Consider the following 26,237-nt stretch of genomic DNA (forward strand, 5'->3'; position numbering starts at 1 on the left):
CAGCCCGGACAGGGCTTGTTGACAACGGTTTCCATATTTGTTGAAAATGACTGTCATGAACGTACGACGACGCCTCATACCCGCCGCCGCGATCACCTCCGTGACCGCCCTCGGCCTCGGCACCCTCACCGCCTGTTCCGGGGGCACGGCGGAAGCGGCGAACACCGGCAAGTTCGACGTCGTAGCGTCCTTCTATCCCATGGCCTTCCTCGCCGAGCGCATCGGCGGGGACCACGTCCACGTCACCAGTCTGACCACTCCCGGCCAGGAACCGCACGACCTGGAGCTCAGCCCCCGGCAGATCGCGGGACTGGAGAACTCCGACGCGGTCCTGTATCTGAAGCACCTCCAGCCCTCCGTCGACGACGCGGTGGCCCAGTCCCCGGTCAAGACGAAGATCGACGCGGCCTCCCTGACCACGCTGGAGGACCACGGCAACGAGGTCGGCGGCCGTGCGGCCGCGCACGACACCCACCAGAACGGGGAGTCGACGGGCAAGGACCCGCACATCTGGCTCGACCCGGTGCGCTACGCCCAGGTCGCCGAGGGTGTCGGCAAGGCCTTCGAGAAGGCCGACCCCCGGCACGCCGCCGACTACAGGAAGAACACCGCGGCCCTGGTCGAGCAGCTGAACGGCCTGGACAAGCAGTTCAAGGACGGACTGGCGCACACGAGGACCAAGGTCTTCGTCACCACCCACGCCGCCTTCGGCTATCTCGCCGAGCGCTACGGCCTGACCGAGGAGGCCATCAACGGCCTCGACCCCGAGTCGGAGCCCAGCGCCGCCCGGATCAAGGACCTGGAGACGCTGGCCGAGGCCGACGGCGTCTCCACCGTCTTCTACGAGACGCTCGTCAGCGACAGGACCGCGAAGACCGTCGCGAACGACGCCGGCCTGAAGACGGACGTCCTGGATCCGATCGAGGGCATCACGGCCAAGTCCCGCGGCAAGGACTACTTCGCCGTCCAGCAGGCCAACCTCACAGCGCTCCAGCAGGCACTGGGCGCCAAGTGACCGACAGGGAGGGCAGGATCATGGGAGAGCCCGTCATAGCCCTGCGCGGGGTCACCGCCGAACTCGGCGCACGTCCCGTGCTGCGCGGCATCGACCTCACCGTCGGCCGCGGGGAGGTCGTCGCGCTGCTCGGCGCCAACGGCTCCGGCAAGTCCACGGCGGTCCGCACGATCATCGGCCAGGTCCCGGTCAGCGACGGCACGATCGAGCTGTTCGGCACCCCGCGCCGCTCCTTCCGCGACTGGGCGCGCGTGGGCTACGTGCCGCAGCGCACGACTGCCGCAGGCGGCGTCCCGGCGACGGTCACCGAGATCGTCTCCTCCGGCCGCCTCTCGCGCACCCGCTTCGGCGTCTTCCGCAAGACCGACCGGGCGGCCGTGCACCGGGCCCTGGAGCTGGTCGGCATGGCGGACCGCGCCAAGGACTCGGTGAACGCCCTGTCCGGCGGCCAGCACCAGCGGGTGCTGATCGCCCGCGCGCTCGTCGCCGAGCCGGAGCTGCTGATCATGGACGAGCCGATGGCGGGCGTGGACCTGGCCAGCCAGGAGGTGCTCGCCCGGACCCTCCAGGAGCAGGTGGCCGCCGGTACGACGGTTCTGCTGGTCCTGCACGAACTCGGGCCGCTGGAGCCCCTGATCGACCGGGCGGTCGTACTCCGCGACGGCTGCGTGCTGCACGACGGCCCGCCCCCGAAGGCCCTGGGCCAGCACGCGCTGCCCGGCCACGACCACGTGCACCCGCACGCACCAGCGGGCGCCGAACCGATCCGCACGGGACTGCTGAGCTGATGGACCTCCTGAACTACGCCTTCATGCAGCGGGCGCTCATCGCCGCCGTCCTGGTCGGCATCACCGCGCCCGCGATCGGCATCTACCTCGTCCAGCGCCGCCAGCCCCTGATGGGCGACGGCATCGGGCACGTGGCGATGACCGGCGTCGGCCTGGGCTTCCTGCTGCACGCCTCGCCGGTGTGGATGGCGACAGCCGTCTCCGCGCTCGGCTCGGTGCTGATGGAACTGATCCGCTGGTACGGCAAGACACGCGGCGACATCGCCCTCGCGATGCTCTTCTACGGCGGCATGGCCGGCGGCGTGATGTTCGTCAACCTCGCACCGGGCGGTTCCAACGCCAACCTGACGTCGTACCTGTTCGGCTCCCTGTCGACGGTGTCCCCGTCGGACGTAACGGCGATCATGGTGCTGGCGGCCTTCGTGGTGGCGGTCACCCTCGGCCTGCGCCGCCAGCTGTTCGCGGTCAGTCAGGACGAGGAGTTCGCGCGGGTCACCGGGCTGCCGGTGCGCGCCCTGAACCTGCTCACCGCCGTCACGGCGGCCGTCACGGTGACCGTCGCCATGCGGGTCGTCGGCCTGATCCTGGTCTCCGCGCTCATGGTCGTACCGGTCGCCGCCGCACAGCAGCTCACCCGCAGCTTCGCGGCGACCTTCGTGATCGCCGTGGCCATCGGCATCACCGTGTCGATCAGCGGCACGGTCACCTCGTACTACCAGGACGTCCCGCCCGGCGCGACGATCGTCCTGCTGACCATCGCCGCGTTCGTCGCGCTCACGGCCCTGGCCACCCCGCTGGCCCGCCGACGCGCCCGCGTGGCCGCCGCCGCACACCCCGCCGGGGACCCGGCGGAGTGCACGATTCCGGCCACGAGAGGGGCCGCGGACGAGATCGGCGTCTGACCGCCGACTGTCCGGGCTGGCACAATGGCCGCCCGGGCACAAGCGAGACGTGAGGAGACAACGGTGACGACCGCTGGACCGCCCGTGAAGGGCCGCGCGACCCGCCAGCGTGCAGCCGTGGCGGCGGCCCTGGACGAGGTCGAGGAGTTCCGCAGCGCGCAGGAACTGCACGACATGCTCAAGCACAAGGGCGACTCGGTCGGGCTCACCACCGTCTACCGCACGCTGCAGTCCCTCGCGGAGGCCGGCGAGGTCGACGTCCTGCGCACGTCCGACGGCGAGTCCGTCTACCGCCGCTGCAGCAGCGGTGAGCACCATCACCACCTCGTGTGCCGTGCCTGCGGCAAGGCGGTCGAGGTGGAGGGTCCGGCGGTGGAGAAATGGGCCGAGGCCATCGCGGCGGAACACGGTTACGTCAACGTGGCGCACACGGTGGAGATCTTCGGCACATGTGCGGAGTGCGCCGCCGGTTGAGACCGTGTGGGCGCGGACCGCTGCCGAGACAGCTTCGCGCCCCTCGGCCGCTCGGCTCAGTCCCGCCCGAAGCAGCGCTCCAGTTCGTCCAGGTTGTAGAAGGTGCTCCCCTTCTCGACCGGACGGCACCCCGTCCTGAACGCCGTCTCCTTCTCGTTGTAGAGCATGCGGACGAGGTACTGGTCGCCCTTCCTGAAGACGTCCCACTGGATGTTCGCGCCCAGCGGAGCCACCGACGCCCCCCGCCAGGGATTGCCGGCGTACGTGTACGTCTCCCCCGGAGTCGCCGGCTTCGTGCTGCCCGGCAGCCCCATCAGCACGGCCAGCGGAATGATCTCCTCGGCGTGGGTGAAACGCAGCTCGGCGCCGAGGTCGCTGGTGCCGGCGCGCTTGGCCTCGGCCTGCTGGAAGAAGTCGTCGAGCAGGACGTTTGCCATCCTGTACGTGATGTCGCTGTCGGAGAAACCGGGACCCTTCTCGTAGAAGTCCTCGGCGTCGGAGAGGTAGCCGAACCAGGACGCGTCCGAGCGGGAGATGTAGCGGTCCATGCCCCAGCCGTCGCCGTCCGGGTCGGGGCTCTCCTCGCTCATCGCCGGCGCGATGGCGTACAGGTCGTAGACGGCCCGCGCGGCGCCGACCTGGTCGGTGATCCGGTCGACGAAGGCGTCCTTGAAGATCCGCCGCAGGACACTGCGCGCGGCCTCGTGCGTCCTGGGCTGGTCGGTGATCGCGTTCAGGGTGTCCTTGAGGCGCTGGTCGTTCGCGAGGTAGTCGCGGTAGGCGGCCCCGCCCGCCGTCTTGTGGAAGTACAGCAGATCCTTGTCCGTACGGGTCGCCCCAATCAGCGGCTTCAGCGCGGGGTCGGCCGCCGCGAGCGCCCCGGTGAACTCCCCCGCGCTGTCCACGGCCCGCCCCTGCCCGGAGCTGACCACGTCGATCTTCTCGCCCTCGTCGGCGATCCGCGTGAACAGGGCGGGCAGCCGGCGCTCCATGCGCGTCGCCGTGTCCCGCATCTCCTGTCGCCCGCGCCCGCTGAGGTTGCCGTACCCGGTCTTCTCCATGGCGGCCATCAGCGCCCGCACACGCGGCCCGAACTCCTCACCTCCCGGGGTGAGTTGAGCCTGCTCCTGCGCCCTGTCCCACAGGGCGAGGACCAGGTCGCCGTCCGCACCGTCCGTCGCCGCACGGGAGCCGTGCCGGGAGACGTTCTCGGTGAAGACGGCGGTGTAGCCGGCCGGGGGCCGCTGATGGGTGTGCGCGCTCTGCCGAGGCTCGTACGGGGCTTTGGTGCCGTAGCTGTCGCGGTGCGCGGGACCCTCGTCCACGGCGTGCGCGGGCAGCGCGGTGAGCAGCAGGGCGCCGAGCGCGAGGACAGGCGTGAGACGTCTCATGAGTCCCGCATCCTCGGCGCCCCGGATGAACCGCCGGTGGCTACGAGGTGGACTCGCCCTTCATGGCGGCCTCCATGGCGAGGAGTTCCTCGTTCGGCACGGCGCCGCCGAACCGCCGGTCGCGGGAGGCGAATTCGACACAGGCCCGCCACAGGTCACGGCGGTCGAAGTCGGGCCACAGCACGTCCTGGAAGACCATCTCGGCGTACGCGCTCTGCCACAGAAGGTAGTTGGAGGTGCGCTGCTCGCCGCTCGGCCGCAGGAAGAGGTCCACGTCCGGCATGTCCGGGTAGTACAGGTACTTCTGGAGGGTCTTCTCGTTGACCTTCCCCGGGTCCAGCCGCCCCGCCTTCACGTCCTCGGCCAGCGCCTTCGCCGCGTCGGCGATCTCGGCCCGCCCGCCGTAGTTCATGCAGAAGTACAGGGTGAGCAGATCATTGCCCTTGGTCTGCTCCTGGGCGATCTGCAGCTCCTTGGCGACCGACTTCCACAGCTTGGGCATACGCCCCACCCAGCGCACCCGGATCCCGAGTTCGTCGAGCTGGTCGCGGGTCTTGCGGATGAAGTCGCGGTTGAAGTTCATCAGGAAGCGGACCTCGTCGGGCGACCGCTTCCAGTTCTCGGTGGAGAAGGCGTACAGGGAGATGTTGCGCACACCGATCTCGATGGACCCCTGGAGGACATCGAGCACCCGCTCGGCCCCGACCTTGTGCCCCTCGGTCCGCGGCAGCCCCCGCTCCTTCGCCCACCGTCCGTTGCCGTCCATGACGATGGCCACGTGGTTGGGCACCAGCTCGCCGGGGAGCTTGGGCGCACGCGCACCGGACGGATGCGGCTCCGGCGCCTTGTACTCACGCCGCTGGCGCCCCAGGATCCCGCGTACGACCATGTGCTTCTCGTCTCCCTCTACGTCTTTTCCACATACCTGAGCGAGCGCAGCCCGCGCTCCAGATGCCAGTGCAGATAGGCGGACACCAGCCCGCTGCCCTCGCGGACGTACCGGGCCTCGCACGCGTCCGCCGTCTCCCAGTCTCCCGTAAGCAGCGCCCCGAGGAGCACCAGGGTCTCCGGCGACGGTACGACACTGCCGGGCACCCGGCAGTCGACGCAGACGGAGCCGCCGGAGGCCACGGAGAAGAACCGGTTCGGCCCGGGCATGCCGCACTTCGCGCAGTCGGTGAAACTCGGGGCATACCCGTTGACCGCGAGGGAGCGCAGCAGAAAGGCGTCGAGCACGAGATGCGGGGCATGCTCCCCCCGGGCGAGCGTACGCAGGGCGCCCACCAGCAGCAGATACTGCTGCACGGCCGGCTCGCCCTCATGATCGGTGAACCGCTCGGCGGTCTCCAGCATGGCTGTTCCGGCGGTGTACCGGGCGTAGTCGGTGACGATCCCACCGCCGTAGGGAGCGATGGTCTCACTCTGCGTGCACAACGGCAGTCCGCGCCCGACCAGCTCGCTTCCCCGCGCGAAGAACTGCACGTCGACGTGGGAGAAGGGTTCCAGCCGGGCCCCGAACTTCGACTTCGTCCGCCGCACCCCCCGGGCCACGGCCCGCACCCGCCCATGACTCCGCGTGAGCAGGGTGATGATCCGGTCCGCCTCACCCAGCTTCTGGGTGCGCAGCACGATGCCGTCGTCGCGGAACAGACTCATGGGACCATTCTGAACCACTCCGGGTGGCGCCCGCGCAGATCCTCCATCGCGGGCAGAAACGTGCGCGGTGCGGTCCGCACCCCCTAGAGCAGCTCGCCACGACTGCGGGCGTTCGCGTACGCCGTCTCCGCGCTGATCCGCTCGGCGGGGGTGGCCGGCCGTACGGCACCGGGCTCGGCGTCCCACTCCCGGCCCCCGCCGTACGGCCTCAGCTGGATGTAGGGCCCCTCGTGCCCCATGACGATCCCGACCCGCCCGGACGCGGTGTCCACGGCGTGGCTGCCGATGGGCGGCTTCACCGCGCCACTCCCGTCAGGACGGCCGCGAGCCGCCGTGCGGTGTCCACGGAACACCGTCCCAGTTCGACCAGCGGACAGGGCGCCTCCCGCGCGAGACTCACCGGATCCAGTCCGAGTGACGGCAGCACGATCCCGGCCTTCTCGAAAGCCGACCGCAATTCCTCCAACGTGTCCTCCGCCTCTTCGACACACAATGCCGAGTGTGTGGTCCGTCGCGCCCTCACCGTGCTCCCCTTCCTCTTCGAGTTTCACTCTTCGCACATCCAGAGTGACTCTCCGCCACTACACTCGCCAGCAGTCTGCGCCCTACAAGAGCGAGGCAGGGCAAGGGGGTTGGCCATGGCCAGCGGTTCACGGCAAGCGGCATGGGAGTTCTTCGGCACGGAGCTGAAGAGGCGCCGGGAAGATGCCGGATTCACCCAGGTGGAGCTGGGGGCGCGCGTCTTCGTCTCCGGCGCCTATATCGGACAGTTCGAGCAGGCCATTCGAAAACCTCAGCTGGATATCGCCCAGCGGATCGACGAGATCCTGCAAACCGACGGTATTTTCGAGCGCCTCTGCCGGAAGCTGATCGACGACCGCCGGTACGCGGAGTACTTCGCGGAGGTCGTGGAGTTGGAGCGGGTGGCGACGCGGATCTGTGAGTTCGCGCCCGCGCTGGTGCCGGGTCTGCTGCAGACAGCGGGCTACGCCCGAGCGGTCACTCTGGCGATGAACCCGTTCGCGTCGGACGAGTACATCGAGGACAAGGTGCAGGGCCGACTGGAGCGCCAGCACATCCTCAAGGACGCAACACGCCCCGTGTTCTGGGTGGTTATGCATGAGAACGCGTTGCGCATCCCGGTCGGCGGCCCTGCCGTCATGGCGGAGCAACTGGAACACGTGTCGGCGCTCGCGCGGGGACGGACGGCGCTGGTGCAGGTGCTGCCGTACACGGCCGGGCCCTACTCGCTCATGAACGGGATGCTGTCGCTCATGGAGTTCGAAGACGCTCCGCCAACGGCCTATATGGAAGCCGTGTATTCGGGAACCCTGCTGGACAATCCGGCTGTGGTGAAGCGTGCGTACGCGTCATACGATCTGCTCAGGGCCGCCGCGCTGTCGCCGGAGGCGTCCCGGGCCCTGATCGAGTCGACGGCGGAGGACTTCAGACGATGCGCGAGTACGACCTGAGCAACGCGCACTGGCGCAAGAGCACCTACAGCGACGGCAACGGCGGCAGCTGCGTCGAGGTCGCCGACGGAGTCCCCGGTGTCGTACCGGTCCGGGACAGCAAGGTGCCCGGGGGTGCGGTGCTCGTGATCGGGGCGTCCGCGTGGACGGAGTTCATCGGCGCCCTGGAGGCCTGAGCCACCGCCACCGCCGGTCAGTAGGTGAAGTCCTTCTGGACCCCGGTCACCTTCACGTTCGTGATGTTCGGCGGCGGAGAGGAACCGGCGGAGAACACGCTGAAGCACACCGTGTACTTGGCTCCCCGGACCAGGTTGATGCCCACCTGCGCCTCCTGCCACTGCTGCGCGGACGAGTCCGCGGGGTAGGCGCCCTTGTGGGAGTAGGCGAGCGGCTGGGTCTGTGGGAAGACCGCCTTGCCGCTCGCGTCCTTCAGCCAGAGATAGACGTCCACCGATTCCGCGCCCTGCGTGGCCTGCCATTCCCCGACCATGTAGACGCGTGAGCCGTCGCGCCGCCAACAGGGCCGGACCTTGACATCGGGCAACTCCCGCAGCGTGAACCAGGATCGGCAGTTCTTGGGGTCCGCCGGATTCGGCGGGGCCGCCGGCACGGGAGCCGAGCTCTGTGTGTCGGGGTTCGAGTCCTCCGGCGGGGCGGAGTGCTTCGTAGGGGCGCCTGCCTTGGGTGCGGTGACGTGCGTCTTCGCGGAGGGGGAGGCCGAGGATGAGCCGGCGGTGGAGGGGCCCGCGGAGTGCGGCGCCTCGCCGCCGGCGGTGGCACCGGACGACCTCTGGTCCAGCCACAGCCAGGTGCCGCCGCCGGCCAGCGCGGCCAGCAGGACGACGGCGGCGGAGGCACTCCAGAACAGTGCGAGCCTGCCCCTGGCCGGGCGGGCCGCCGCCGCGGGGGCGGGGTGAGTCACCGGCCCGTGGTAGTGGTGCTCGTGGAAGTGCTGGTTTCCGGCGGCCTGGTAGGCCCGGCCGGTGTCCGACGGCGAGGAGCTGAAGGACGCCGGTGCGCCGGGTCCCTCGGTGGGTGACGGTTTCTCGGTCATCGCTCGTGGAAGTTCTGGTCACGGCCGGCCTGGTAGACACGGGCGTTTCCGGTCGGGTTGGCGTGGAAGACGACGGGTGCGGCCTGGGCCGGCGCGGGCAGCGCGGGGATCAGTTCCTCGTCGAGGATGCGGCGCACCTCCTGGGCGAACTCCGGTTGCGTGCTGAGCAGCCGGCGGAACTTGCCACGCCACTCGGCGGTCCCCTCGTCGAATCCCGGCGTACCGGAACCGGTCTCCTCTCCCGTGGCGAGCAGCAGTTCCCGCGTTTCCAGCAGCTCCGCCTCGACGGTCTCGACCCGGTCGGGGCAAGCGCGCCCCCACAGCGTGGCGACCGCTTTCCTGGCCCTCTCCCACGCATCAGTGGTCAGCAGCGTGACCACGGTCGTACCGGCCGTCGAGGCGAGCGTCATCAGCTCTGCGTCCACGCGCAGACCCTTCTCTCTAGCTGTCGTAGACGCGACATCATAAGCGGTAACTCCTGCTGACCAGCGCAGAGTTGACGCCCGCGGGAGGGAAGGGTGGAACGGGGGGAGGGAACGGTCCGGAGAGACGCCGCCCCTGGGCCGCCATTGGTGTGACCTGTGGCGGCTACGCCATTCGTGCGTGTGCCCTTGACCACCCCTTGGGGCCCTCCTATGGTCACGCTGACCAACCGGACATAGGACGTCGTACCTCCTCTCCTCCCCCTTCCCCGACCTCGCTGGAGGATCCGTGCGTGACGACGTGACCCGCGACATGCCGGCCCCGCACCGGCGGTCCTTCCTGAAAGGCGTCGGTGCGCTCGGCCTGGCCGCCGCCCTGCCACCCGCGCTGGCCGCCTGCTCCGCGGGCCCGGAGTCCACGAACGACACCGGAGGCGGCGGCAGCGGCAAGGACCGGACGCTGACCGCCGTGATCGGCTACGGCAACGACGGCAGCTGGGATCCGACGCAGACGGCGTCGGCGTTCGCGATGGCCGCCAACCACCACGTCTACGAGGGGCTGCTGGACACCGATCCGATCACCCGAGTGCCGTATCCGGCGCTCGCCACCGAGGCTCCGAAGGACGCGACCGCCACCACCTGGCGGTTCACCCTGCGCTCGGGTGCGACCTTCCACGACGGCAGGCCCGTCACCGCCGACGACGTCGTCTTCGTCTTCGACCGGATCCTCAACCCGAAGACCCCGACGCTCGCCAAGGGGTTCTTCGCCGGGTGGCTCAGCGGCGTCGAGAAGGTCGACTCCCGCACCGTCGAGCTCGTGCTCAAGTTCCCCTTCCCGGACGGGCTTTCCCGGCTCACCCTGGCCAAGATCATGCCGAAGCACGTCTTCTCCAGGCCCGGCGCCTGGGACGATGCCATCAAGGGGCTGGCCGTCGGCTCGGGGCCGTACCGGCAGACCGCGCACCACCCCAAGTCGAACACCACCTTCGAGGCGTTCGCCGCCTACAACGGGCCCCGCCCTCCCGCCTTCAAGCGCATGAACTGGCTGACCATCGTGGACGCCGCTCCCCGCGTCGCGAAGATCTCCGGGACCGGTGCCGGTGCGCAGATCGCGGACAACATCCCGTACGCCAACATCTCCCGGCTGGAGCAGGGCGGGCTGGAGGTGGCCGGCGGCGCCGGGATGAACAATCTCTTCCTGATGTTCAACACCCGGCACAAGCCCTTCGACGACGTCCGGGTGCGGCAGGCCCTCCACTACGCCATCGACACCGAGAAGATGGTGCAGGTGGCCCTGAAGGGGCACGGGAAGCCCGCGTCCTCCTTCCTCAACGAGGGAAACCCGAGCTACCGGCGGGCCAGGACCGTCTACGACTACGACCCGGCCAAGGCGAAAGCCCTGCTGAAGGCCGCCGGGGTCAGCGACCTCAAGGTCAATCTCCTCGCCGTCAACGTCAGTTGGATCGTGGACTGCCTGCCGACCATCAAGTCCTCCTGGGACGCGGTCGGCGTGCAGACGACCCTCGCGCCGCAGGAGACCACCGCCGTCTTCACCAAGATGGACCAGAAGCAGGACTACCAGGTCGTGGCCGCCGCATCCAACCCCAATCAGTTCGGGCTCGACGCCGATCTGATCATGCATTACAACTACGGGCCGCAGAACCTGTGGATGGGGTACACCCGGTGGGCCGGCCATCCCGTCGCCCAGCGGCTCTTCAAGGACATGGACCGGGCGACCCGGGAGCCGGACCCGGCGAAGAAGAAGGCGATCATCCAGGACTACATCGACCTCGTCGCCGAGCAGGCCGTGCTCTACCCGGTGGTCCACAACGAGCTGATGACCGCCTGGGACCCGCGCCGGCTCAGCGGGATAAGGCCACAGCCGTACCCCGGTATCAACCTCCTCCAGGCCAAGTGGGCCTGACGGCATGACGGCCGTCGTACGGATCCTGCTCCGCCGGGTCGCCCTGCTCGTGCCGCTGCTGCTCGGGATCGTCCTGTTCGTGTTCCTGGTGATGCGGTTCTCGGACGTCGACCCGGCCTCCGCGTTCTTCCAGGGGGCGAATCCGACGCCGCAGCAGCTGCACGACTTCCGGGAGCGGAACGGGCTGCTCGACCCGCTCCCCGTGCGGTACGTCCACTTCGTCGGCGCTCTGCTCCACGGAGACCTCGGCACCAGCGCCCTGACCGGAGCCCCGGTTGCCGACCAGGTCACCACCGCGCTGCCGCTCACCCTCCAGCTGACCTGCCTGGGACTGGCCGTCGCGGTGGTGCTGGCGCTGTCGGGCGGGGTCACGGCGGCCGTGTACCGGGACCGGATCCCGGACCAGGTCATCCGGGTGGTCTCGCTGGTCGGGGTGGCCGCGCCCGGGTTCTGGCTGGCGCTGCTGATGATCCAGTACCTGGCGGTGGACCGGGGCTGGTTCCCGACGGGCGGATACATCAACCCGGCCGACTCCGTCACCGGCTGGCTGAGGACCATGGCGCTGCCCGCCTTCGCGCTCTCCCTGCCGGTGGCCGCCCAGCTGACGCGAATCGTGCGGACCTCGGTGGTGGAGGAATTGGACAAGGACTATGTGCGCACGGCGATCGGGAGCGGGTTGCCGCCGCGCGTGGTGGTCGGCCGGAACGTCCTGCGCAACGCCCTCGTCAATCCGCTGACCGTGCTCAGCCTGCGGGTCGGCTATCTGCTCGGCGGCGCCGTCGTCATCGAGACGATCTTCTCGTTGCCCGGCATGGGCAAGCTGATGATCGACGCCGTGCAGAACGGTGATCCGGCGGTGGTGCAGGGGGTCGTCCTCACCACGGCCACCGGGTTCGTCGTCGTGAACCTCGTCATCGACATCCTCCATCTGCTCGTCAACCCACGTCTGAGGGCGGCCTGATGGTCATGCGTGCGCGCCTCACCGAGCGGCTCCCCCGGCCCGGCGGCGGGCGGCTGCGCGGCCGGCGCCGGCTGCCGCTGCTGTCGCAGGCCGCCGTCTGTTTTCTCGCCCTCGTCGTCCTCGTCGCCGTACTCGCTCCCCTCCTCGCCCCGGACGACCCGCTCGACCAGCAGGACCCGGTCGGCGGCAGCGGGCATCCGTCCGCCGCGCACTGGCTCGGGCAGGACAGCCTCGGCCGGGACATCCTGAGCCGGCTGATGTACGGCGCCCGCTGGTCGCTGGCGATCGGGCTGGGCGCCACCGGGCTCGCCCTGGTCGCGGGCGCCGTCATCGGTGCGGTGGCCGCCACCTCGCGCAAGGCGGTCGACGAGACGCTGATGCGCTGCCTGGACGTGGTGATGGCGTTCCCGGGGATCGCGCTCGCGGCGGTTCTGGTCGCCGTGTTCGGCGGCGGGATCGGCGTGCTGATCTGTGCCCTCGCCTTCCTGTTCACGCCGCCCGTCGCCCGGGTCGTACGGGCGAACGTGCTCGATCAGTACGGCGAGGACTACGTCACGGCGGAGCGGGTGATCGGCGCCCGTACCGCGCACATCGTGCTGCGGCACGTGGCCGTCAACTGTGCCGCGCCCGTGCTCGTCTTCTGCACGGTCCAGGTCGCCGAGGCGATCGTGTTCGAGGCGTCGCTGTCCTTCATCGGCGCCGGGGTGCGGCCGCCGGACCCGTCCTGGGGCAGTGTCATCGCCGACGGCAAGAACATGGTGCTGACCGGCGGCTGGTGGGCGACCGTCTTTCCGGGGCTGCTGATCCTGCTGACCGTGCTGTCGCTGAACATCCTCTCCGAGGGTGTCTCCGACGCGTGGGCGGCACCGGCGCCCCGGGAGGTGCGGGCGCCTCAGGACCGGCTGCAGGCGCCGGAGCCGGGCAGCGGTGAGGTGCTCCCGCTGCCCGGTCTCGCCGAGGCCGCCCGGCGGCTGCGGTCCCGGGCCCGGCCCCGCCCCGGCTCCTCCGGTCAGCCGGTGCTCGCCGTGGAGAACCTCACCATCGGCTTCCCGGACCGGCACCGCGGGGTGGACATCGTGGCCGGGGTCGGCTTCGAGGTGTATCCCGGGGAAGTACTCGGCCTGGTGGGCGAGTCGGGCTGCGGGAAGTCGCTGACCGCGCTCACGGTCATGGGGCTGCAGCCGAGGGGCGCGCGCGTCGGCGGCCAGGTGCGGTTCCGGCAGCGGGATCTGCTCGCCGAGCCGATGCGGGTACGGCGGCGGCTGCTCGGCCACGAGATGGCGATGGTCCACCAGGACGCCCTGTCCTCGCTGAACCCGGCGATGACCATCCGGGCGCAGCTGAAACAGCTCGTCCGGCGCGGGGGCCGCCGCAGTCCGCGGGAGCTGCTGGACCTGGTCGGTCTGGACCCCGAGCGCACCCTGCGCAGCTATCCGCACGAGCTGTCCGGCGGCCAGCGCCAGCGCGTCCTGATCGCCATGGCCCTCTCCCGCGACCCGAGCCTGATCGTCGCCGACGAGCCGACAACGGCCCTGGACGTCACCGTGCAGGCCCAGGTGATGGAGCTGCTGCTGCGGCTGCGCGAGGAGCTGGGTTTCGCGCTGATCCTGGTCTCGCACGATCTGGCGCTGGTCGCCGACGTCACCGACCGGGTGGTGGTGATGTACGGCGGGCAGATCGTGGAGAGCGGGGTGACCGCCGAGCTGGTGGCGGCACCGGCCCACCACTACACGCGCGGTCTGCTCGGCAGTGTGCTGTCGCTGGAGTCGGCCGAGGAACGGATGACGCAGATCAAGGGGGTCGTACCGGCCCCGGCGGACTTTCCGGCGGGCTGCCGCTTCGCCGACCGCTGCCCGCTGGCGACCGAGGTGTGCCACGAGAGCGCCCCGGTCCTCGCCGGTACGGCCACCCACACGGCCGCCTGCCATCACCCGGCGGTACTACGTGGAGAACGAGGCGGTGCAGTGAACGAGGTGGTGCAGTGAACGCCGTCGTCGAGGTCCGGGACGTCCATGTGGTGCACAGGGCCCGCAGCGGCGGACTGCTGAGGCGCGACCGGGTGTACGCCCTGACCGGAGCCGGCCTCGCCGTGGCCCCCGGCGAGACGGTGGGCGTGGTCGGCGAGTCGGGGTGCGGGAAGTCGACGCTGGCCAGGGTGCTCGTGGGCGTCCAGCGGCCGACCTCGGGGACGGTGGCGTTCCAGGGCCGTGACCTGTGGGCGATGCCGCCCGCCGAGCGCCGGGCCACCGTCGGCGCGGGCGTCGGGATGGTCTTCCAGGACCCGTCGACCGCACTGAACCGGCGGCTGACGGTACGGCGGATCCTGCGCGACCCGCTGGACGTCCACGACCGTGGCACCAGGGCCGAACGGGAGGAGAAAGTCAGGGAGTCGATGGCCCTGGTCGGCCTGCCCCGGGCCCTGGCGGACGCGTTGCCCGGACAGCTCTCCGGCGGGCAGCGGCAGCGCGTCGCCATCGCCCGTGCGCTCGCCCTGGACCCGGCCCTGGTCGTCGCCGATGAGCCGACCAGCGCACTGGACGTGTCGGTCCGCGCGCAGATCCTGAACCTCCTGCTGGACCTGAAGGAGCGCCTCGGGCTTGCCCTGGTGTTCGTCTCGCACGACATCCAGACGGTACGGCGGATGAGCGACCGGGTGATCACCATGTACCTGGGCCGGATCGTCGAGGAGGCCCCCGCCGACCGGGTCACGGACGCCGCCCGGCACCCGTACACGCGTGCCCTGTTCTCCGCCACGCCCGGTCTGCTGGACCCCCTCGACCCGATCCCGCTGACCGGGCCCGTGCCGTCGGCGACCCGGCCGCCGAGCGGCTGCCCGTTCCGCACCCGCTGCTGGAGGGCGGACGGGGTGTGCGCCCAGGTGATGCCTGAGTTTGCGGCCGCGTCACGGCCCGGCCACCGCTACCGCTGTCACCATCCTGTCGAGGAGGACCAGTCGACCCGCGACCTAGCACGCCAGGAGCCCTGAATGACCTTCCCCGCCCCGCTCACCGGTGTCGTCCCGCCCGTCTGCACGCCCCTGACACCGGAGCGCGAGGTGGATGTGCCCTCGCTGCTCAGGCTGGTCGACCACCTGGTGGACGGCGGGGTGCACGGGCTCTTCCTGCTCGGGTCCACGTCCGAGGCCGCGTTCCTGACGGACCGGCAGCGGCGGCTGGTCGTGGAGGCGGTGGTGGGCCATGTGGGCGGCGGGCTGCCCGTGCTCGCCGGCGCGATCGACATGACCACCCCGCGCGTCCTGGACCACGTCCGGGCCGTGACGGCGGCCGGCGCGCAGGCCGTCGTCGTCACCGCCCCGTTCTACGCCCGTACCCACCGCTCCGAGATCGTCCATCACTACCGCCGGATCGCCGCTGCGTCCACGGTGCCGGTCATCGCCTACGACATCCCCGTCGCCGTGCACACCAAGCTGCCCGCCGACGTGGTGCTGGGGCTGGCCGCCGACCGGGTGCTGGCCGGGATCAAGGACTCCAGCGGGGACCTGGCCGCCTTCCGTGAGATCGTCACCGGCGCCCGCACGAACCCCGGGTTCAGTGTGCTGACCGGCTCGGAGCTGATCGTGGACTCCGCGCTGGCGCTGGGCGCCGACGGGGCCGTGCCGGGGCTGGCCAACGTCGACCCGCACGGGTACGTCCGGCTGTACCGGATGTGCCGGGCCGGCGACTGGGACGGGGCGCGGGCCGAGCAGGAGCGGCTGTGCGCGCTGTTCGGGATGGTCGCGGTCGGGGATCCGGCGCGGATGGGCGGCAGCTCGGCGGCGCTGGGCGCGTTCAAGGCCGCGCTGTATCTGCGGGGCGTCATCGACTGCCCGGTCACGGCGGAGCCGCAGGTGCCGCTGTCCGGGGAGGAGACCGAGAAGGTGGGCAAGTTCGTGGCGGCGGCCGGTCTTCTCTAGGCGATCGTCACTCTGCGGAACTGCACGGTGTCGTAGGCGTGCGCGGTGCCCGTCTCGTACAGGACGCCGACCGTGGCGTGGCCGAGCTGGACCAGGTCGGAGTAGGCGGCGGGGCGGTCCGAGAGGGTGAGGAGCCGGGTGAAGGTGCGGCCGGCGTCCGTGCTCGTCCAGAGGGCCAGGGCGCGGCGGGCGGTCGGCACGGAGGGCGCGGAGAACACCAACGGGGCTCCGGGTCCGTGGAGTTGCAGGACGCTGCCCTGGACCATGGGGACGTCGCCCAGCGCGGGCTGGACGGCGTAGGGGCGGTCGAGGGTGGTGCCGCCGTCGGAGGAGTAGGTGTCGAGGCGGTTGCCGGGCGCGCTGCCGTTCTGGTCGCGGGCACTGAAGTAGAGGCGGCCGTCCGGGAGTTGGGCGGCGCTCGTCTCGTTGGTGTTGGTCACGCCGTCGTAGGTGACGTCCACGGAACCGAGCTGCCAGGTGCGGCCGCCGTCGTCGCTGTAGAGGGCGTGAGCGCCGTAGTACTTGGGCTCCTGGCCGGTGTCGGGGGATCCGGCGGGCGGGGCGGCGGAGTGGTCGGCGGGGACCAGCAGGCGGCCGGCATGGCGGCCCCGGGTGAGGACCACCGCGTGGCCGGGGCCGGTGGCGTACCAGCGCCAGCCGGGCCGCTTCACCTGCGCGGTGATGTCCACCGGGGGCGTGAAGTGCCGGCCGTCGTCCCAGCTGCGCTGGACGAACACCCGGCGGCCCCGCTCCTCGGGGACCTCGCCGCGCATGATCTGTTCCTCCGTCACCGAACCGCTGTTGCCGCAGGTCACGAGGATGACTGCACCCGTGCGGGGGTCCAGGACCGGCGCCGGGTTGCCCCGGGTGTCCCCGTGGCCCGGGGTCGCCACCGTCAGCGGACCCCAGGTGCAGCCGCCGTCGGTGGAGCGGCGCAGCACGACGTCGATGTCCCCGGTGTCGCCCGCGCTGTCGCGCCGGCCCTCGGCGAACGCCAGGATCGTGCCGTCCCAGGTCCGGACCGTGGCCGGGATCCGGTACGTGTGGTAGCCGCCCTCCCCCGAGACGTACGGCTGCGAGGAGACGCAGGCGGAGGCGGCGTGGGCCGGTGGGCGGGCGGCGAGCGAGGTGAGGAGCGCGAGGGCGGTGAGCAGGGTGCGGCTCTTCGGTGTCACCCACCCATGTTCCCCGGAACCATCCCTCCCGATTCGTCCCGGGGATCACTCGTACGGGCGACGTCGCGACCGATCGCCCGATCGGGCGATCCGTGGGCCGGACCGGGGCAGGCCGGTCAGGACGGCGTGCGGGCGGCGGCCAGGAGACGGGTGACGTCGTCGGCGCAGATGGTCAGGGCCGCGCCGACCGTGGTGAGGGCGTCGCGTTCGGCGGGGGTGTAGGGGCCGTCGGCCAGCGCGATGCGGGCGGCCTGGAGGAGCAGGGACTCGCGGCCGGCCGGGGCGAGGTGCGGGGCCAGCGGGTCCAGCGCCTCGTGCAGCTCTATGGTCAGGCTCGTGCCGCCCTCCCCGCCGAGGACCCGGCCGGTATCGGCGGCGAGGGCCTCGACCAGGGCGGCCAGCTGGTCCTCGGTGCAGCCGTCGAAGCCGGCCGCGCGCACGGCCGCGGCGGCGGTCTCCAGCGCCGTCCGGGAGGAGGTGCCGCCCGCGGCGAGCACCGCGAGGGCGACGGTGTGCACGGCGTCGCGGAGCATCGCGGAGAAGCGGCGGGTGGTGGGGTGGTCGAGGACGTCGGTGCCGTAGTGGTGGCGGCAGGCGGCGCACTCCACGACCGGTCCGGCCGTGCCGCGGGGCAGCAGGGGCACTCCGAGCAGGGTGAGCCGGCGGCGCCCGGTGAGCCGCTGGTAGTTGCGGTCGCCTCCGCAGCCGGGGCAGTAGAACTCGCCGTCCCCGATCGGTGTCCATGCGGTGCGTGTGCCCAGGAAGCGCAGGGCCTGGCCGTCTCGTCCCCGTACTGGCAGCACGTCGCACCTCCGTAACCGCACGGCAACATCGCCGCGCTGGCGTGATGTTAGCCACATCCCGGAGGTTGAGTCAGTACCCCGTAAGAGACCTTTCTGTGACCTGCGGTGACCATTGGCCGGAAAACGGCGGGCGGGACAGCGCCCTGAAGGGGCGCGGGGAACTGCGCGACCGGCCACAACGGCGCAGCGGCCGATCGACGGCCCGTCGCGGCACATACCGAAGCGGCAGTTCCCCGCGCACCCGGCGGAGCGACTAGCGGGCCGCGCGGTTCACCGCGGAGACGACCGCCTTCAGCGACGCACGCGTCGTGTTCGCGTCGATGCCGATGCCCCACAGGACCTTGCCGTCGATCGCGCATTCGATGTAGGAGGCGGCCTGTGCGGAGGCGCCCTCGCTCATCGTGTGCTCCTGGTAGTCCAGCAGGCGTACGTCGATGCCGATGGACTGCAGGGCGTCGAAGAAGGCCGAGATCGGACCGTTGCCGGAACCGGTCAGGACGGTGTCCTGGCCGTCCACCGTCGCCTCGACCGTGAGGGTGTCGGTGCCGTCGGTGTCCGTGGTCGACTGCCCCGTCCGGACCTGGATGCGGCCCCACGGGTTGTCCGGGTTCGGCAGGTACTCGTCCTGGAAGACCGCCCAGATCTGCTTCGGCGTGATCTCGCCGCCCTCGGCGTCGGTCTTCGCCTGGATCAGCTTCGAGAACTCGATCTGCATCCGGCGCGGCAGGTCCAGCTTGTGGTCGTTCTTCAGGACGTAGGAGATACCGCCCTTGCCGGACTGCGAGTTGACCCGGATCACGGCCTCGTACGAACGGCCGACGTCCTTCGGGTCGATCGGCAGGTACGGCACCGCCCACTCGATGTCGTCGACGGTGACCCCGCGCGCCGCCGCGTCCGCCTCCATCGCGTCGAAGCCCTTCTTGATGGCGTCCTGGTGGGAGCCGGAGAAGGACGTGTAGACCAGGTCGCCCACGTACGGGTGGCGCGGGTGGACCTCCATCTGGTTGCAGTACTCCCACGTACGACGGATCTCGTCGATGTCGGAGAAGTCGATCTGCGGGTCGACGCCCTGCGAGAACAGGTTCATGCCCAGGGTGACGAGGTCGACGTTGCCGGTGCGCTCGCCCTGTCCGAACAGGCAGCCCTCGACGCGGTCGGCGCCGGCCATCAGGGCCAGCTCGGCCGCCGCCACGGCCGTACCGCGGTCGTTGTGCGGGTGGACGGACAGGCAGACGTACTCGCGGCGGGTCAGGTTGCGGTGCATCCACTCGAAGCGGTCCGCGTGCGTGGACGGGGTCGAACGCTCCACGGTGGCGGGCAGGTTGAGGATGATCTCGCGGCCGGGGCCGGGCTGCCAGACGTCCATGACCGCCTCGCAGACCTCCAGCGCGAAGTCCAGCTCGGTGTCGGTGAAGATCTCGGGGCTGTACTGGTAGCCGAACTCGGTCTCGGGGCCCAGCAGCTTGTCGGCGTACTCCATCACCAGGCGGGTGCCGTCGACGGCGATCTGCTTGATGTCGTCCTTGGAGCCGCGGAAGACGACCCGGCGGAACACGGGAGCCGTCGCGTTGTACAGGTGGACCGTGGCCCGCTTGGCGCCCTTCAGGGACTCCACGGTCCGCTCGATCAGGTCCTCGCGGGCCTGGGTCAGCACGGAGATCGTGACGTCGTCCGGGATCGCGCCCTCTTCCTCGATGATCGAGCGCACGAAGTCGAAGTCGGTCTGGCCCGAGGCCGGGAAGCCGACCTCGATCTCCTTGTAGCCCATCTTGACCAGCTGGTCGAACATCCGGCGCTTGCGCTCGGGCGACATGGGGTCGATCAGGGCCTGATTGCCGTCGCGCAGGTCGGTGGAGAGCCAGCGGGGGGCGACGGTGATGCGCTGCTCCGGCCAGGTGCGGTCCGGGATGTCGACCTGCTCGTAGCGGCCGTACTTGTGGATCGGCATGGAACTGGGCTGCTGGCGGTTGGCCATGGTGCGTGGGCTCCTCAGGGTGTCCGGAGATCCGGATGTCCGGGTGGACGGCCGACGACGCAACGCCAAAGCTCCGCGGGGAGGGAGTCGGCCTTGTGACTACAGGCCCTCGCCGCGGCAGCTAAGAAGAAGCAGCCCGAAACGCATGATGCCTCGCAGCCTAACCGAGCCGCCCCGGACCCGGGGGACGCGTTTCAGTATGCGGGACCGTGACCGCAAAACGGACAAAAAGTGCTCTTCGCCACAACGCCTTAGCACATCGTCACGGAGTGTGGTGCTCCGTGTCCCGGTATTTCACCAATCATGGTGGCAGCTAGTGACATCGGCATCACTGAATGCGATGGTGCGGGACATGACGACCAACGGGGGCTTCGAGCCCGTCTTCTGCACGATCGTGCCGCCCCACGTCCTCGACAAGCTCGCGCAGGCCGAGGACGCCGCGCTCTCCGGCCCGGCCCGCCGGTCCCTGGAGCACGACGCCTACCAGCGCACCAAGCGCCGTCTGACCACGGTCGTCGGCGCGCCCTCCGTCGCCGCTCCCGCGGGCGCCGCCGCCGACCAGCCGCACCGCACCATCTACGACGCCCGCCACACCCAGGACCTGCCCGGCACCAAGGTCCGCGAGGAGGGCTCCGACCCGGGCTCGGACGCCACCGTCAACCGCGCCTACGCGGGCCTCGGCGCCACCTTCGAGCTGTACCTGAAGGCGTACGGCCGCCACTCGATCGACGGCGACGGCCTGCCGCTGGACGCCACCGTGCACTTCGGCGAGGGCTACGACAACGCCTTCTGGAACGGCGAGCAGATGGTGTTCGGCGACGGCGACGGCGAGGTCTTCCTCGACTTCACCCTCCCGGTGGACGTCATCGGCCACGAGCTGACCCACGGCGTCACCCAGTACACCGCGAACCTGGAGTACTTCGGCCAGTCCGGCGCGCTCAACGAGTCGGTCTCCGATGTCTTCGGCTCGATGATCAAGCAGTACACGCTCGGCCAGACCGCCGCCGAGGCCGACTGGCTGATCGGCGCGGGCCTGCTCGCCCCGCACGTCCACGGCACCGCGCTGCGCTCGATGAAGGCCCCGGGCACGGCGTACGACGACCCGAACCTGGGCAAGGACCCGCAGCCGGCGACCATGGAGCACTACGTCCGCACCGGCCGCGACAACGGCGGCGTGCACATCAACTCGGGCATCCCCAACCACGCCTTCTACCTGGTCGCCACGGCCATCGGCGGGCACTCCTGGGAGAAGGCCGGGCAGATCTGGTACGACGTGCTGACCGGCGGCGACCTCAAGCAGGACGCGCTGTTCGCCGACTTCGCCACGCTGACGGTGAAGGCGGCCCGGGCGCGGTTCGGCGCCGGGGACGAGCTCCAGGCCGTGCAGAAGGCGTGGGAACAGGTCGGGGTGCGGACGCTGTAGTGCCGCGACGCCGGAGTGCTGGACACTGGGCCCATGCGGATTCAAGTGAGGCGCACGGGCGGTTTCGCGGGCATCGAGCGCCGGGCCGAGGTGGACACCGCGGGCCGGCCCGACGCCCCCGCGTGGCAGGCCCTGGCCGAACGCGTCCTCGCGTCCGGCCGGGGCACCCCGCCCGCCGGCGTCCCGGACGGCTTCCAGTACGAGATCACGGTGGACGGCCGCACGGTGTATGCGGCCGATCCCCGACTCACCGAGGAGGAGCGGGAGTTGGTGTCCCGGGTACTGAAGGAGGGCGCGTGACCGCCGGTTTTCCGCCGGGGCGTTGACTTCTGTTACCGGAGGTAAGGATGATCCGGCCATGGCGACTGACGCAGGCGATCCGGTATCCGCCCCGATCCCCCGCTTCCCGGACGGCTTCCTGTGGGGTGTCTCGACCTCCGCCCATCAGATCGAGGGGGCGGCCGAGGAACGCGAGCCATCCGTGTGGGACGTCTTCACGGCCGCACCGGGGCGGGTGAAGGACGGTTCGACGGCGGCGGTGGCCTGTGACCACTACCACCGCTTCCGCGAGGACGTCGCCCTCCTCGCCGGCCTCGGCGTGGACGCGTACCGCTTCTCGGTCTCCTGGCCCCGCGTGAACTCCCCCGGCGGGCTGGACTTCTACGACCGCCTGGTGGACGAGCTGTGCGCCGCGGGCGTACGGCCCGTGCCCACCCTCTTCCACTGGGACCTGCCCGCCTCCCTGGACTGGCTGGAGCGGGACACGGCGGCCCGGTTCGCCGGCCATGTGACGACGGTGGCCGAGCGCCTCGGCGACCGGGTGAGCAAGTGGATCACCCTGAACGAGCCCGCCGAGCACACCCTGCTGGGCCACGCCCTCGGCGCCCACGCCCCCGGCAGGCAGCTCCTGTTCGACGCGCTCCCGGTCGCCCACCATCAGCTCCTCGCCCACGGTCTCGCGGTACGGGCCCTGCGCGCGGCCGGGGCCACGGACGTCGGCATCGCCAACTCCCACGGCCCCACCTGGCCCGCCTCCGCCGAACCGGCGGACGTCGAGGCGGCCGGTTTCTACGACGTCCTGCTCAACCGCCTGTTCGCCGAGCCGGTCATCCTCGGCGCGTACCCGGACGGCCTGGGCGAGTTGATGCCGGGCGACGTGCAGGAGGACCTGAAGGTCATCGCCGAGCCCGTCGACTGGTACGGGATCAACTACTACGCGCCCACCCGAGTGGGGGCACCCGGCGGCGCCGACAGCGAGTACGGCGGTCTGACGCTCCCCGCCGGACTGCCCTTCTCGGTCCGGGAGATCGAGGGCCGCCCGGTGACCGACTTCGGCTGGCCGATCGTCCCGGAGGGCCTCACCGAGCTGCTGTGCGGCTTCCACGAGAGGTACGGCGACAAGCTCCCGCCGATCGTCATCACCGAGAACGGCTGCTCCTACGACGGCCTCGACGACCAGGACCGCATCGCCTACCTGGACGCCCACCTCCGCGCCCTGCACACCGCGCTGGAGGCCGGCGTGGACGTGCGCGGCTACTTCGTGTGGTCCCTCATGGACAACTTCGAGTGGGCCGAGGGGTACGCCCGCCGCTTCGGCCTGGTGCACGTGGACTACGAGACGCTGCAGCGCACCCCGAAGGCCTCCTACCACTGGTTCCGGGACCTGCTGCGGACCCAGGGATGACCACGGCCGGCGGCCGGGGCGACGCCCCGGCCGCCGCCCTGGCCGAGCCCGTCGCACCCGTCGGCCGGGGCTGGACGGCGGCCCTCGCACTGGCCAACGGGGCGATCTGGGTCGGCTGGTTCGGCCCGCTGCAGATCCTGCTCGCCTCCCAGGCGAAGGACTTCGCGCCCGGCACCGGGATGTCCAAGGAGACGCTGCTGGCCTGGGTGACCGGCGCCGGCGCGGTGGTCTCGCTGCTCGCCGGCCCGCTCTTCGGCGCGCTGTCCGACCGTACGACGGCCCGCCGGGGCCGCCGTACGCCATGGATCGTGGCCGGGGCGGCGGGCGGCGCGGTGTCCTTGCTGCTGCTCGCACAGGCGGGCGGAGCGGGGTCCATGGCGGTGGGCTGGTGCCTGGTGCAGCTCACGCTGAACGCGGCGTTCGCGGCGGTGACGGCGGCCGTACCGGACCGGGTCCCCCGGCTCCAGCGGGGCGCGGTGGGCGGCTGGCTGGGGACGGCACAGATCCTGGGCGTGGTCGGCGGCACGGGCCTGGCGACGGCGGCGGGCGGGACCGGGGCCGGATACACGGCGTGTGCGGTGTGCACGACGGCGGGCGTGCTGCCGTACGTCCTGCGCTACCGGGATCTGCGGCTGGCGCGGGCGGACCGGCCGGCGTGGTCGTGGCGGTCGTTCCTGGCGGGGTTCTGGCTGAGCCCCCGCCGCCACCCCGACCTCGGCTGGGCCTGGCTGACCCGCTTCCTGATCAACCTCAGCAACTCCCTCGTCCTGCTGTACCTCCTCTATTACCTGCGCGACCGCCTGCACCACGCCGACCCGGACCAGGGCGTGCTGGTTCTGACCGCCGTCAACAGCCTGACGCTGACGGCGACGGTCGTGGCGGGCGGCGTCTGGTCGGACCGGGTGGGCCGGCGCAAGCCGTTCGTCGTCTGGTCGGGCGTGCTGATGGCGGTGGCGACGGCGGCCCTGGCCGGCTGGCAGACCTGGCCCGGCGCGATCGTCGCGGCGGCCGTCCTGGGCGTCGGCTTCGGCGTGTTCACCTCCGTCGACTTCGCACTGATGACGGACGTCCTGCCGAAGGCGCTGGACCGGGGCAAGGACCTCGGCGTGATCAACGTGGCCAACGCGCTGCCCCAGGTCGCGGCCCCCGCCCTGGCCGCGCCGATCGTGACCCACCTCGGCGGGTACCGGGTGCTGTACCTGGTGGCGGCGGTGATCGGGCTGGCAGGGGCGGTGCTGGTGGGGCGGATCAGAGGGGTCGAGTAGGTCAGAGGGCGCCTGCGTCCCGGGCGGCCCACACGGTCGGATGGTGCGGCCGGAAGCCGAGGTCCCGGCGGATCCGCTCGGTGGACATGATCCCGAGCCACGGGTCGGGGTCGGTCCTGGTGTGCAGGTCGGCGGGCACCTCGACGCCGTTGAGCCGGTACAGCTCGACCGCCGTGACGGGGGCGTCGTCGGCGATGTTGTAGACGGGCCTGCCGACCGCCGGCGCGTACAGCAGGCGCAGCAGCCCCTGGGCGACATCGGCGTGGTGACCCATGTGCAGCCGCTGGGTCGCCGCCCAGTGCGCCGCCCAGCGCAGGGACTGGGCGAGATGGGGATCGCCCTCGCCGTAGACGAAGGGGAGCCGGCCGATGCGCACCTCCATGCCCTCCAGGGCGAGCAGCTCCCGCTCGGCCGCGGCCTTGGACTCGGGGTAGGCGCCCCACATCGCGCCGCCGGGCCGGATCTCGTCCTCCTCGGTCAGCGGGCGGCCCCGCCCGACGCCGTACACCAGCCCGGTACTGACCTGCACGAAGCGCCGCACTCCGGAGATCACCGCGGCCCGGCCCAGGGCCACGGCCGCGTCCCGGTTGACGGCCCACGCCTCCTCGTCCGGCACCCCGCGGAAGGACGCCGCGACGTTGACGACCGCGTCCGCCCCGGCCACCGCCTTGCCGAGCGCCTCCGCGTCCCGCAGATCCCCGACGACGACCTCGGCGCCCAGCTCGGCGAAGCGCTCACCGCGCGATGCGTCCCGCACCAGGACCCGTACCCGCTCGCCCGGCCGCCGCTGCGCCAGCAGCCTCGGCACGAAGCGCCGGCCGACCTGTCCCGTCGTCCCCGTCACCAGTGTCAGCATGATCCGTTCCTCTCGCTGGATGTGCCTCCACCCTCGGCCACCGCGTTGCGGACCGGCAGAGACCTCCCGATCAGGGGATCGGCAGTCCCTGGATAAGCCGGGCGCGCTGCCCCACCCTGAAGGGGTGAACCGGACCGAACTCGCCGACTTCCTGCGCCGCGGCCGAACCCGCCTGGACCCGTCCGACGTGGGCCTCGCCCCCGGCGCCCGGCGCCGCACCCCGGGTCTGCGCCGGGAGGAGGTGGCGTCGCTGGCGGGCATGTCCGTGGACTACTACACGCGCCTGGAGCAGTCCCGCGGCCCGCGCCCGTCCCGCCAGATGCTCGCCGCGCTGGCCCGTGCCCTGCGGCTGAGGGACGACGAACGGGACCATCTCTTCCACCTGGCGGGCGAGGAACCACCGCGGCGGGACGCCACGTCCGCCCACGTCCGCCCCGGTCTGCTGCTGGTCCTGGACCGGCTGCACGACACACCGGCGCAGGTGTTGACGGACTGCGGTGAGGTGCTGGCCCAGAACGCGATGTCGAAGGCGCTGACGGGTGACGCCACCGCCCGTCCGCCGCGCGAGCGCAACCTGATCCGCCGCTTCTTCCTGGATCCCGCGACCCGCGGCCTGTTCCCGCCGGAGGACCTGCCCGAACTGGCCCGCGCCCACGTGGCCGATCTCCGCCGGGTGGCCGCGGCCCGCCCCGACGACCCGCAACCGGCCGCGCTGGTGGCCGAACTCCGCTCGGCCAGCGAGGAGTTCGCACGACTGTGGGAAGCACACGAGGTGGCGGGACGCCGGTCCGCCAGGAAACGCTTCCGGCATCCCGTGGTCGGCCTCCTGGAACTGGACTGCGAGGTCCTCCTCCACCACGGCCACCGCCAACTGCTCGTCCTGCACACGGCCCGCCCGGGCACGGAGGCGCACGACAGACTGCAGCTGCTGCGGGTGGTGGGCTTGCAGGACCTTTCCCCCAGCAGTCCCTGACCGCTCGGAAGGCCGCTAGGGGGTGTCGTTTGGATCATCCCGGCCGTCGCGGGCCCTGGCACGCACATCTGCCGCGTTGTCGTCACTCGCCGACGCTCCGCGTCGACTCCC

Annotated in this window: 27 protein-coding genes; 16 read left to right on the top strand and 11 right to left on the bottom strand. The window is 71.2% G+C overall.

Features of this window, described 5'->3' with window-relative positions; translation table 11 throughout:
• Positions 1-55: 55 nt before the first annotated feature.
• The 4 genes from ACIGXP_RS25685 (at position 56) to ACIGXP_RS25700 (ending at position 3,179) form a co-directional block, all read left to right on the top strand.
• Entirely contained in the window at positions 56-1,015 is a 960-nt protein-coding gene (locus ACIGXP_RS25685) for a metal ABC transporter substrate-binding protein (protein ID WP_399771935.1), read from the top strand.
• A 20-nt stretch (positions 1,016-1,035) separates the two neighbouring features.
• A complete protein-coding gene (locus tag ACIGXP_RS25690; RefSeq protein WP_399771937.1) occupies positions 1,036-1,803 on the top strand; it encodes a metal ABC transporter ATP-binding protein in 768 nt (255 codons plus the stop codon).
• Positions 1,803-2,705, top strand: a complete 903-nt coding sequence (locus ACIGXP_RS25695; protein WP_399771939.1) for a metal ABC transporter permease — start codon at positions 1,803-1,805, stop codon at positions 2,703-2,705. Before ACIGXP_RS25690 ends, ACIGXP_RS25695 begins: the two co-directional genes overlap by 1 nt.
• Before the next feature lie 63 nt (positions 2,706-2,768).
• On the top strand, positions 2,769-3,179 hold the full coding sequence (locus ACIGXP_RS25700) for a transcriptional repressor (RefSeq protein ID WP_363215895.1): 411 nt from the start codon (positions 2,769-2,771) through the stop codon (positions 3,177-3,179).
• Positions 3,180-3,235: 56 nt separating this feature from the next.
• On the opposite strand, the gene ACIGXP_RS25705 is transcribed toward ACIGXP_RS25700, so the two are convergent.
• The 5 genes from ACIGXP_RS25705 to ACIGXP_RS25725 all read right to left on the bottom strand — a co-directional run bounded on the left by ACIGXP_RS25705 (position 3,236) and on the right by ACIGXP_RS25725 (position 6,719).
• Complete coding sequence (locus tag ACIGXP_RS25705) at positions 3,236-4,570, bottom strand: histidine-type phosphatase (protein ID WP_399771942.1); 1,335 nt, start codon at positions 4,568-4,570, stop codon at positions 3,236-3,238.
• Between the two features lie 40 nt (positions 4,571-4,610).
• Positions 4,611-5,459: an isoprenyl transferase gene (locus ACIGXP_RS25710; RefSeq protein WP_399771944.1), complete on the bottom strand. Its 849-nt coding sequence runs from the start codon at positions 5,457-5,459 to the stop codon at positions 4,611-4,613.
• Between the two features lie 17 nt (positions 5,460-5,476).
• Complete coding sequence (gene recO, locus ACIGXP_RS25715; RefSeq protein ID WP_363215892.1) at positions 5,477-6,226, bottom strand: DNA repair protein RecO; 750 nt, start codon at positions 6,224-6,226, stop codon at positions 5,477-5,479.
• Positions 6,227-6,309: 83 nt separating this feature from the next.
• Positions 6,310-6,525 (bottom strand): hypothetical protein, encoded by a 216-nt coding sequence (locus ACIGXP_RS25720; RefSeq protein WP_363215891.1) that lies wholly within the window; start codon positions 6,523-6,525, stop codon positions 6,310-6,312.
• Entirely contained in the window at positions 6,522-6,719 is a 198-nt protein-coding gene (locus ACIGXP_RS25725; RefSeq protein WP_399772114.1) for a hypothetical protein, read from the bottom strand. The genes ACIGXP_RS25720 and ACIGXP_RS25725 overlap by 4 nt, the downstream gene beginning before the upstream one ends.
• 145 nt (positions 6,720-6,864) lie before the next feature.
• Between ACIGXP_RS25725 and ACIGXP_RS25730 the strand changes: the two genes are divergently transcribed.
• Together ACIGXP_RS25730 and ACIGXP_RS25735 are read left to right on the top strand one after the other, a co-directional pair.
• Entirely contained in the window at positions 6,865-7,698 is an 834-nt protein-coding gene (locus ACIGXP_RS25730; protein WP_399771948.1) for a Scr1 family TA system antitoxin-like transcriptional regulator, read from the top strand.
• Positions 7,680-7,874, top strand: coding sequence for a DUF397 domain-containing protein (locus ACIGXP_RS25735; protein WP_399771951.1), 195 nt, complete (start codon positions 7,680-7,682; stop codon positions 7,872-7,874). Before ACIGXP_RS25730 ends, ACIGXP_RS25735 begins: the two co-directional genes overlap by 19 nt.
• A 17-nt stretch (positions 7,875-7,891) precedes the next feature.
• On the opposite strand, the gene ACIGXP_RS25740 is transcribed toward ACIGXP_RS25735, so the two are convergent.
• Together ACIGXP_RS25740 and ACIGXP_RS25745 are read right to left on the bottom strand one after the other, a co-directional pair.
• Positions 7,892-8,752: a hypothetical protein gene (locus ACIGXP_RS25740; RefSeq protein ID WP_399771954.1), complete on the bottom strand. Its 861-nt coding sequence runs from the start codon at positions 8,750-8,752 to the stop codon at positions 7,892-7,894.
• Positions 8,749-9,177: a hypothetical protein gene (locus tag ACIGXP_RS25745; RefSeq protein ID WP_363215885.1), complete on the bottom strand. Its 429-nt coding sequence runs from the start codon at positions 9,175-9,177 to the stop codon at positions 8,749-8,751. The genes ACIGXP_RS25740 and ACIGXP_RS25745 overlap by 4 nt, the downstream gene beginning before the upstream one ends.
• Positions 9,178-9,487: 310 nt before the next feature.
• On the opposite strand from ACIGXP_RS25745, the gene ACIGXP_RS25750 reads away from it, so the two are divergent.
• Genes ACIGXP_RS25750 through ACIGXP_RS25770 form a run of 5 tightly spaced genes read left to right on the top strand, consistent with a single transcriptional unit; the run spans position 9,488 to position 15,972 of the window.
• Positions 9,488-11,098, top strand: a complete 1,611-nt coding sequence (locus ACIGXP_RS25750) for an ABC transporter substrate-binding protein (RefSeq protein WP_399772117.1) — start codon at positions 9,488-9,490, stop codon at positions 11,096-11,098.
• 4 nt (positions 11,099-11,102) lie between these two features.
• On the top strand, positions 11,103-12,059 hold the full coding sequence (locus tag ACIGXP_RS25755) for an ABC transporter permease (RefSeq protein ID WP_399771956.1): 957 nt from the start codon (positions 11,103-11,105) through the stop codon (positions 12,057-12,059).
• On the top strand, positions 12,059-14,044 hold the full coding sequence (locus ACIGXP_RS25760) for a dipeptide/oligopeptide/nickel ABC transporter permease/ATP-binding protein (protein WP_399771959.1): 1,986 nt from the start codon (positions 12,059-12,061) through the stop codon (positions 14,042-14,044). The genes ACIGXP_RS25755 and ACIGXP_RS25760 overlap by 1 nt, the downstream gene beginning before the upstream one ends.
• Positions 14,041-15,045: an ABC transporter ATP-binding protein gene (locus ACIGXP_RS25765; RefSeq protein WP_363215881.1), complete on the top strand. Its 1,005-nt coding sequence runs from the start codon at positions 14,041-14,043 to the stop codon at positions 15,043-15,045. The genes ACIGXP_RS25760 and ACIGXP_RS25765 overlap by 4 nt, the downstream gene beginning before the upstream one ends.
• Positions 15,046-15,972: a dihydrodipicolinate synthase family protein gene (locus ACIGXP_RS25770; protein WP_399771963.1), complete on the top strand. Its 927-nt coding sequence runs from the start codon at positions 15,046-15,048 to the stop codon at positions 15,970-15,972.
• Here the strand turns inward: ACIGXP_RS25770 and ACIGXP_RS25775 are convergent.
• The 3 genes from ACIGXP_RS25775 to leuA all read right to left on the bottom strand — a co-directional run bounded on the left by ACIGXP_RS25775 (position 15,969) and on the right by leuA (position 19,925).
• Entirely contained in the window at positions 15,969-17,147 is a 1,179-nt protein-coding gene (locus ACIGXP_RS25775) for an exo-alpha-sialidase (RefSeq protein WP_399771966.1), read from the bottom strand. The genes ACIGXP_RS25770 and ACIGXP_RS25775 overlap by 4 nt on opposite strands.
• A 116-nt stretch (positions 17,148-17,263) precedes the next feature.
• Positions 17,264-17,950: a TerB family tellurite resistance protein gene (locus ACIGXP_RS25780; RefSeq protein ID WP_363215878.1), complete on the bottom strand. Its 687-nt coding sequence runs from the start codon at positions 17,948-17,950 to the stop codon at positions 17,264-17,266.
• 253 nt (positions 17,951-18,203) lie between these two features.
• Complete coding sequence (gene leuA / locus ACIGXP_RS25785) at positions 18,204-19,925, bottom strand: 2-isopropylmalate synthase (RefSeq protein WP_363215877.1); 1,722 nt, start codon at positions 19,923-19,925, stop codon at positions 18,204-18,206.
• 352 nt (positions 19,926-20,277) lie between these two features.
• Between leuA and ACIGXP_RS25790 the strand changes: the two genes are divergently transcribed.
• Genes ACIGXP_RS25790 through ACIGXP_RS25805 form a run of 4 tightly spaced genes read left to right on the top strand, consistent with a single transcriptional unit; the run spans position 20,278 to position 24,297 of the window.
• The gene (locus tag ACIGXP_RS25790) at positions 20,278-21,348 is read left to right on the top strand and encodes a M4 family metallopeptidase (protein ID WP_399771968.1); all 1,071 of its coding nucleotides are present in this window, start codon (positions 20,278-20,280) and stop codon (positions 21,346-21,348) included.
• Positions 21,349-21,381: 33 nt separating this feature from the next.
• Positions 21,382-21,648 carry a protealysin inhibitor emfourin gene (locus ACIGXP_RS25795; protein WP_363215874.1) on the top strand — a complete coding sequence of 89 codons (267 nt, stop codon included), beginning with the start codon at positions 21,382-21,384 and terminating at the stop codon, positions 21,646-21,648.
• Positions 21,649-21,706: 58 nt separating this feature from the next.
• The gene (locus tag ACIGXP_RS25800) at positions 21,707-23,032 is read left to right on the top strand and encodes a GH1 family beta-glucosidase (protein WP_399771971.1); all 1,326 of its coding nucleotides are present in this window, start codon (positions 21,707-21,709) and stop codon (positions 23,030-23,032) included.
• Complete coding sequence (locus ACIGXP_RS25805; RefSeq protein WP_399771974.1) at positions 23,029-24,297, top strand: MFS transporter; 1,269 nt, start codon at positions 23,029-23,031, stop codon at positions 24,295-24,297. Before ACIGXP_RS25800 ends, ACIGXP_RS25805 begins: the two co-directional genes overlap by 4 nt.
• A gap of 1 nt (position 24,298) precedes the next feature.
• Here the strand turns inward: ACIGXP_RS25805 and ACIGXP_RS25810 are convergent, their stop codons facing one another.
• Complete coding sequence (locus ACIGXP_RS25810; protein WP_399771976.1) at positions 24,299-25,153, bottom strand: NAD-dependent epimerase/dehydratase family protein; 855 nt, start codon at positions 25,151-25,153, stop codon at positions 24,299-24,301.
• 124 nt (positions 25,154-25,277) lie between these two features.
• Here ACIGXP_RS25810 and ACIGXP_RS25815 point away from each other — a divergent pair, with 124 nt between their 5' ends.
• A complete protein-coding gene (locus tag ACIGXP_RS25815; protein ID WP_399771979.1) occupies positions 25,278-26,126 on the top strand; it encodes a helix-turn-helix transcriptional regulator in 849 nt (282 codons plus the stop codon).
• Positions 26,127-26,237: the final 111 nt, after the last annotated feature.

Origin of the sequence: Streptomyces sp. NPDC053069 (genome assembly GCF_044546895.1) — a bacterium.
Lineage (GTDB): Bacteria > Actinomycetota > Actinomycetes > Streptomycetales > Streptomycetaceae > Streptomyces.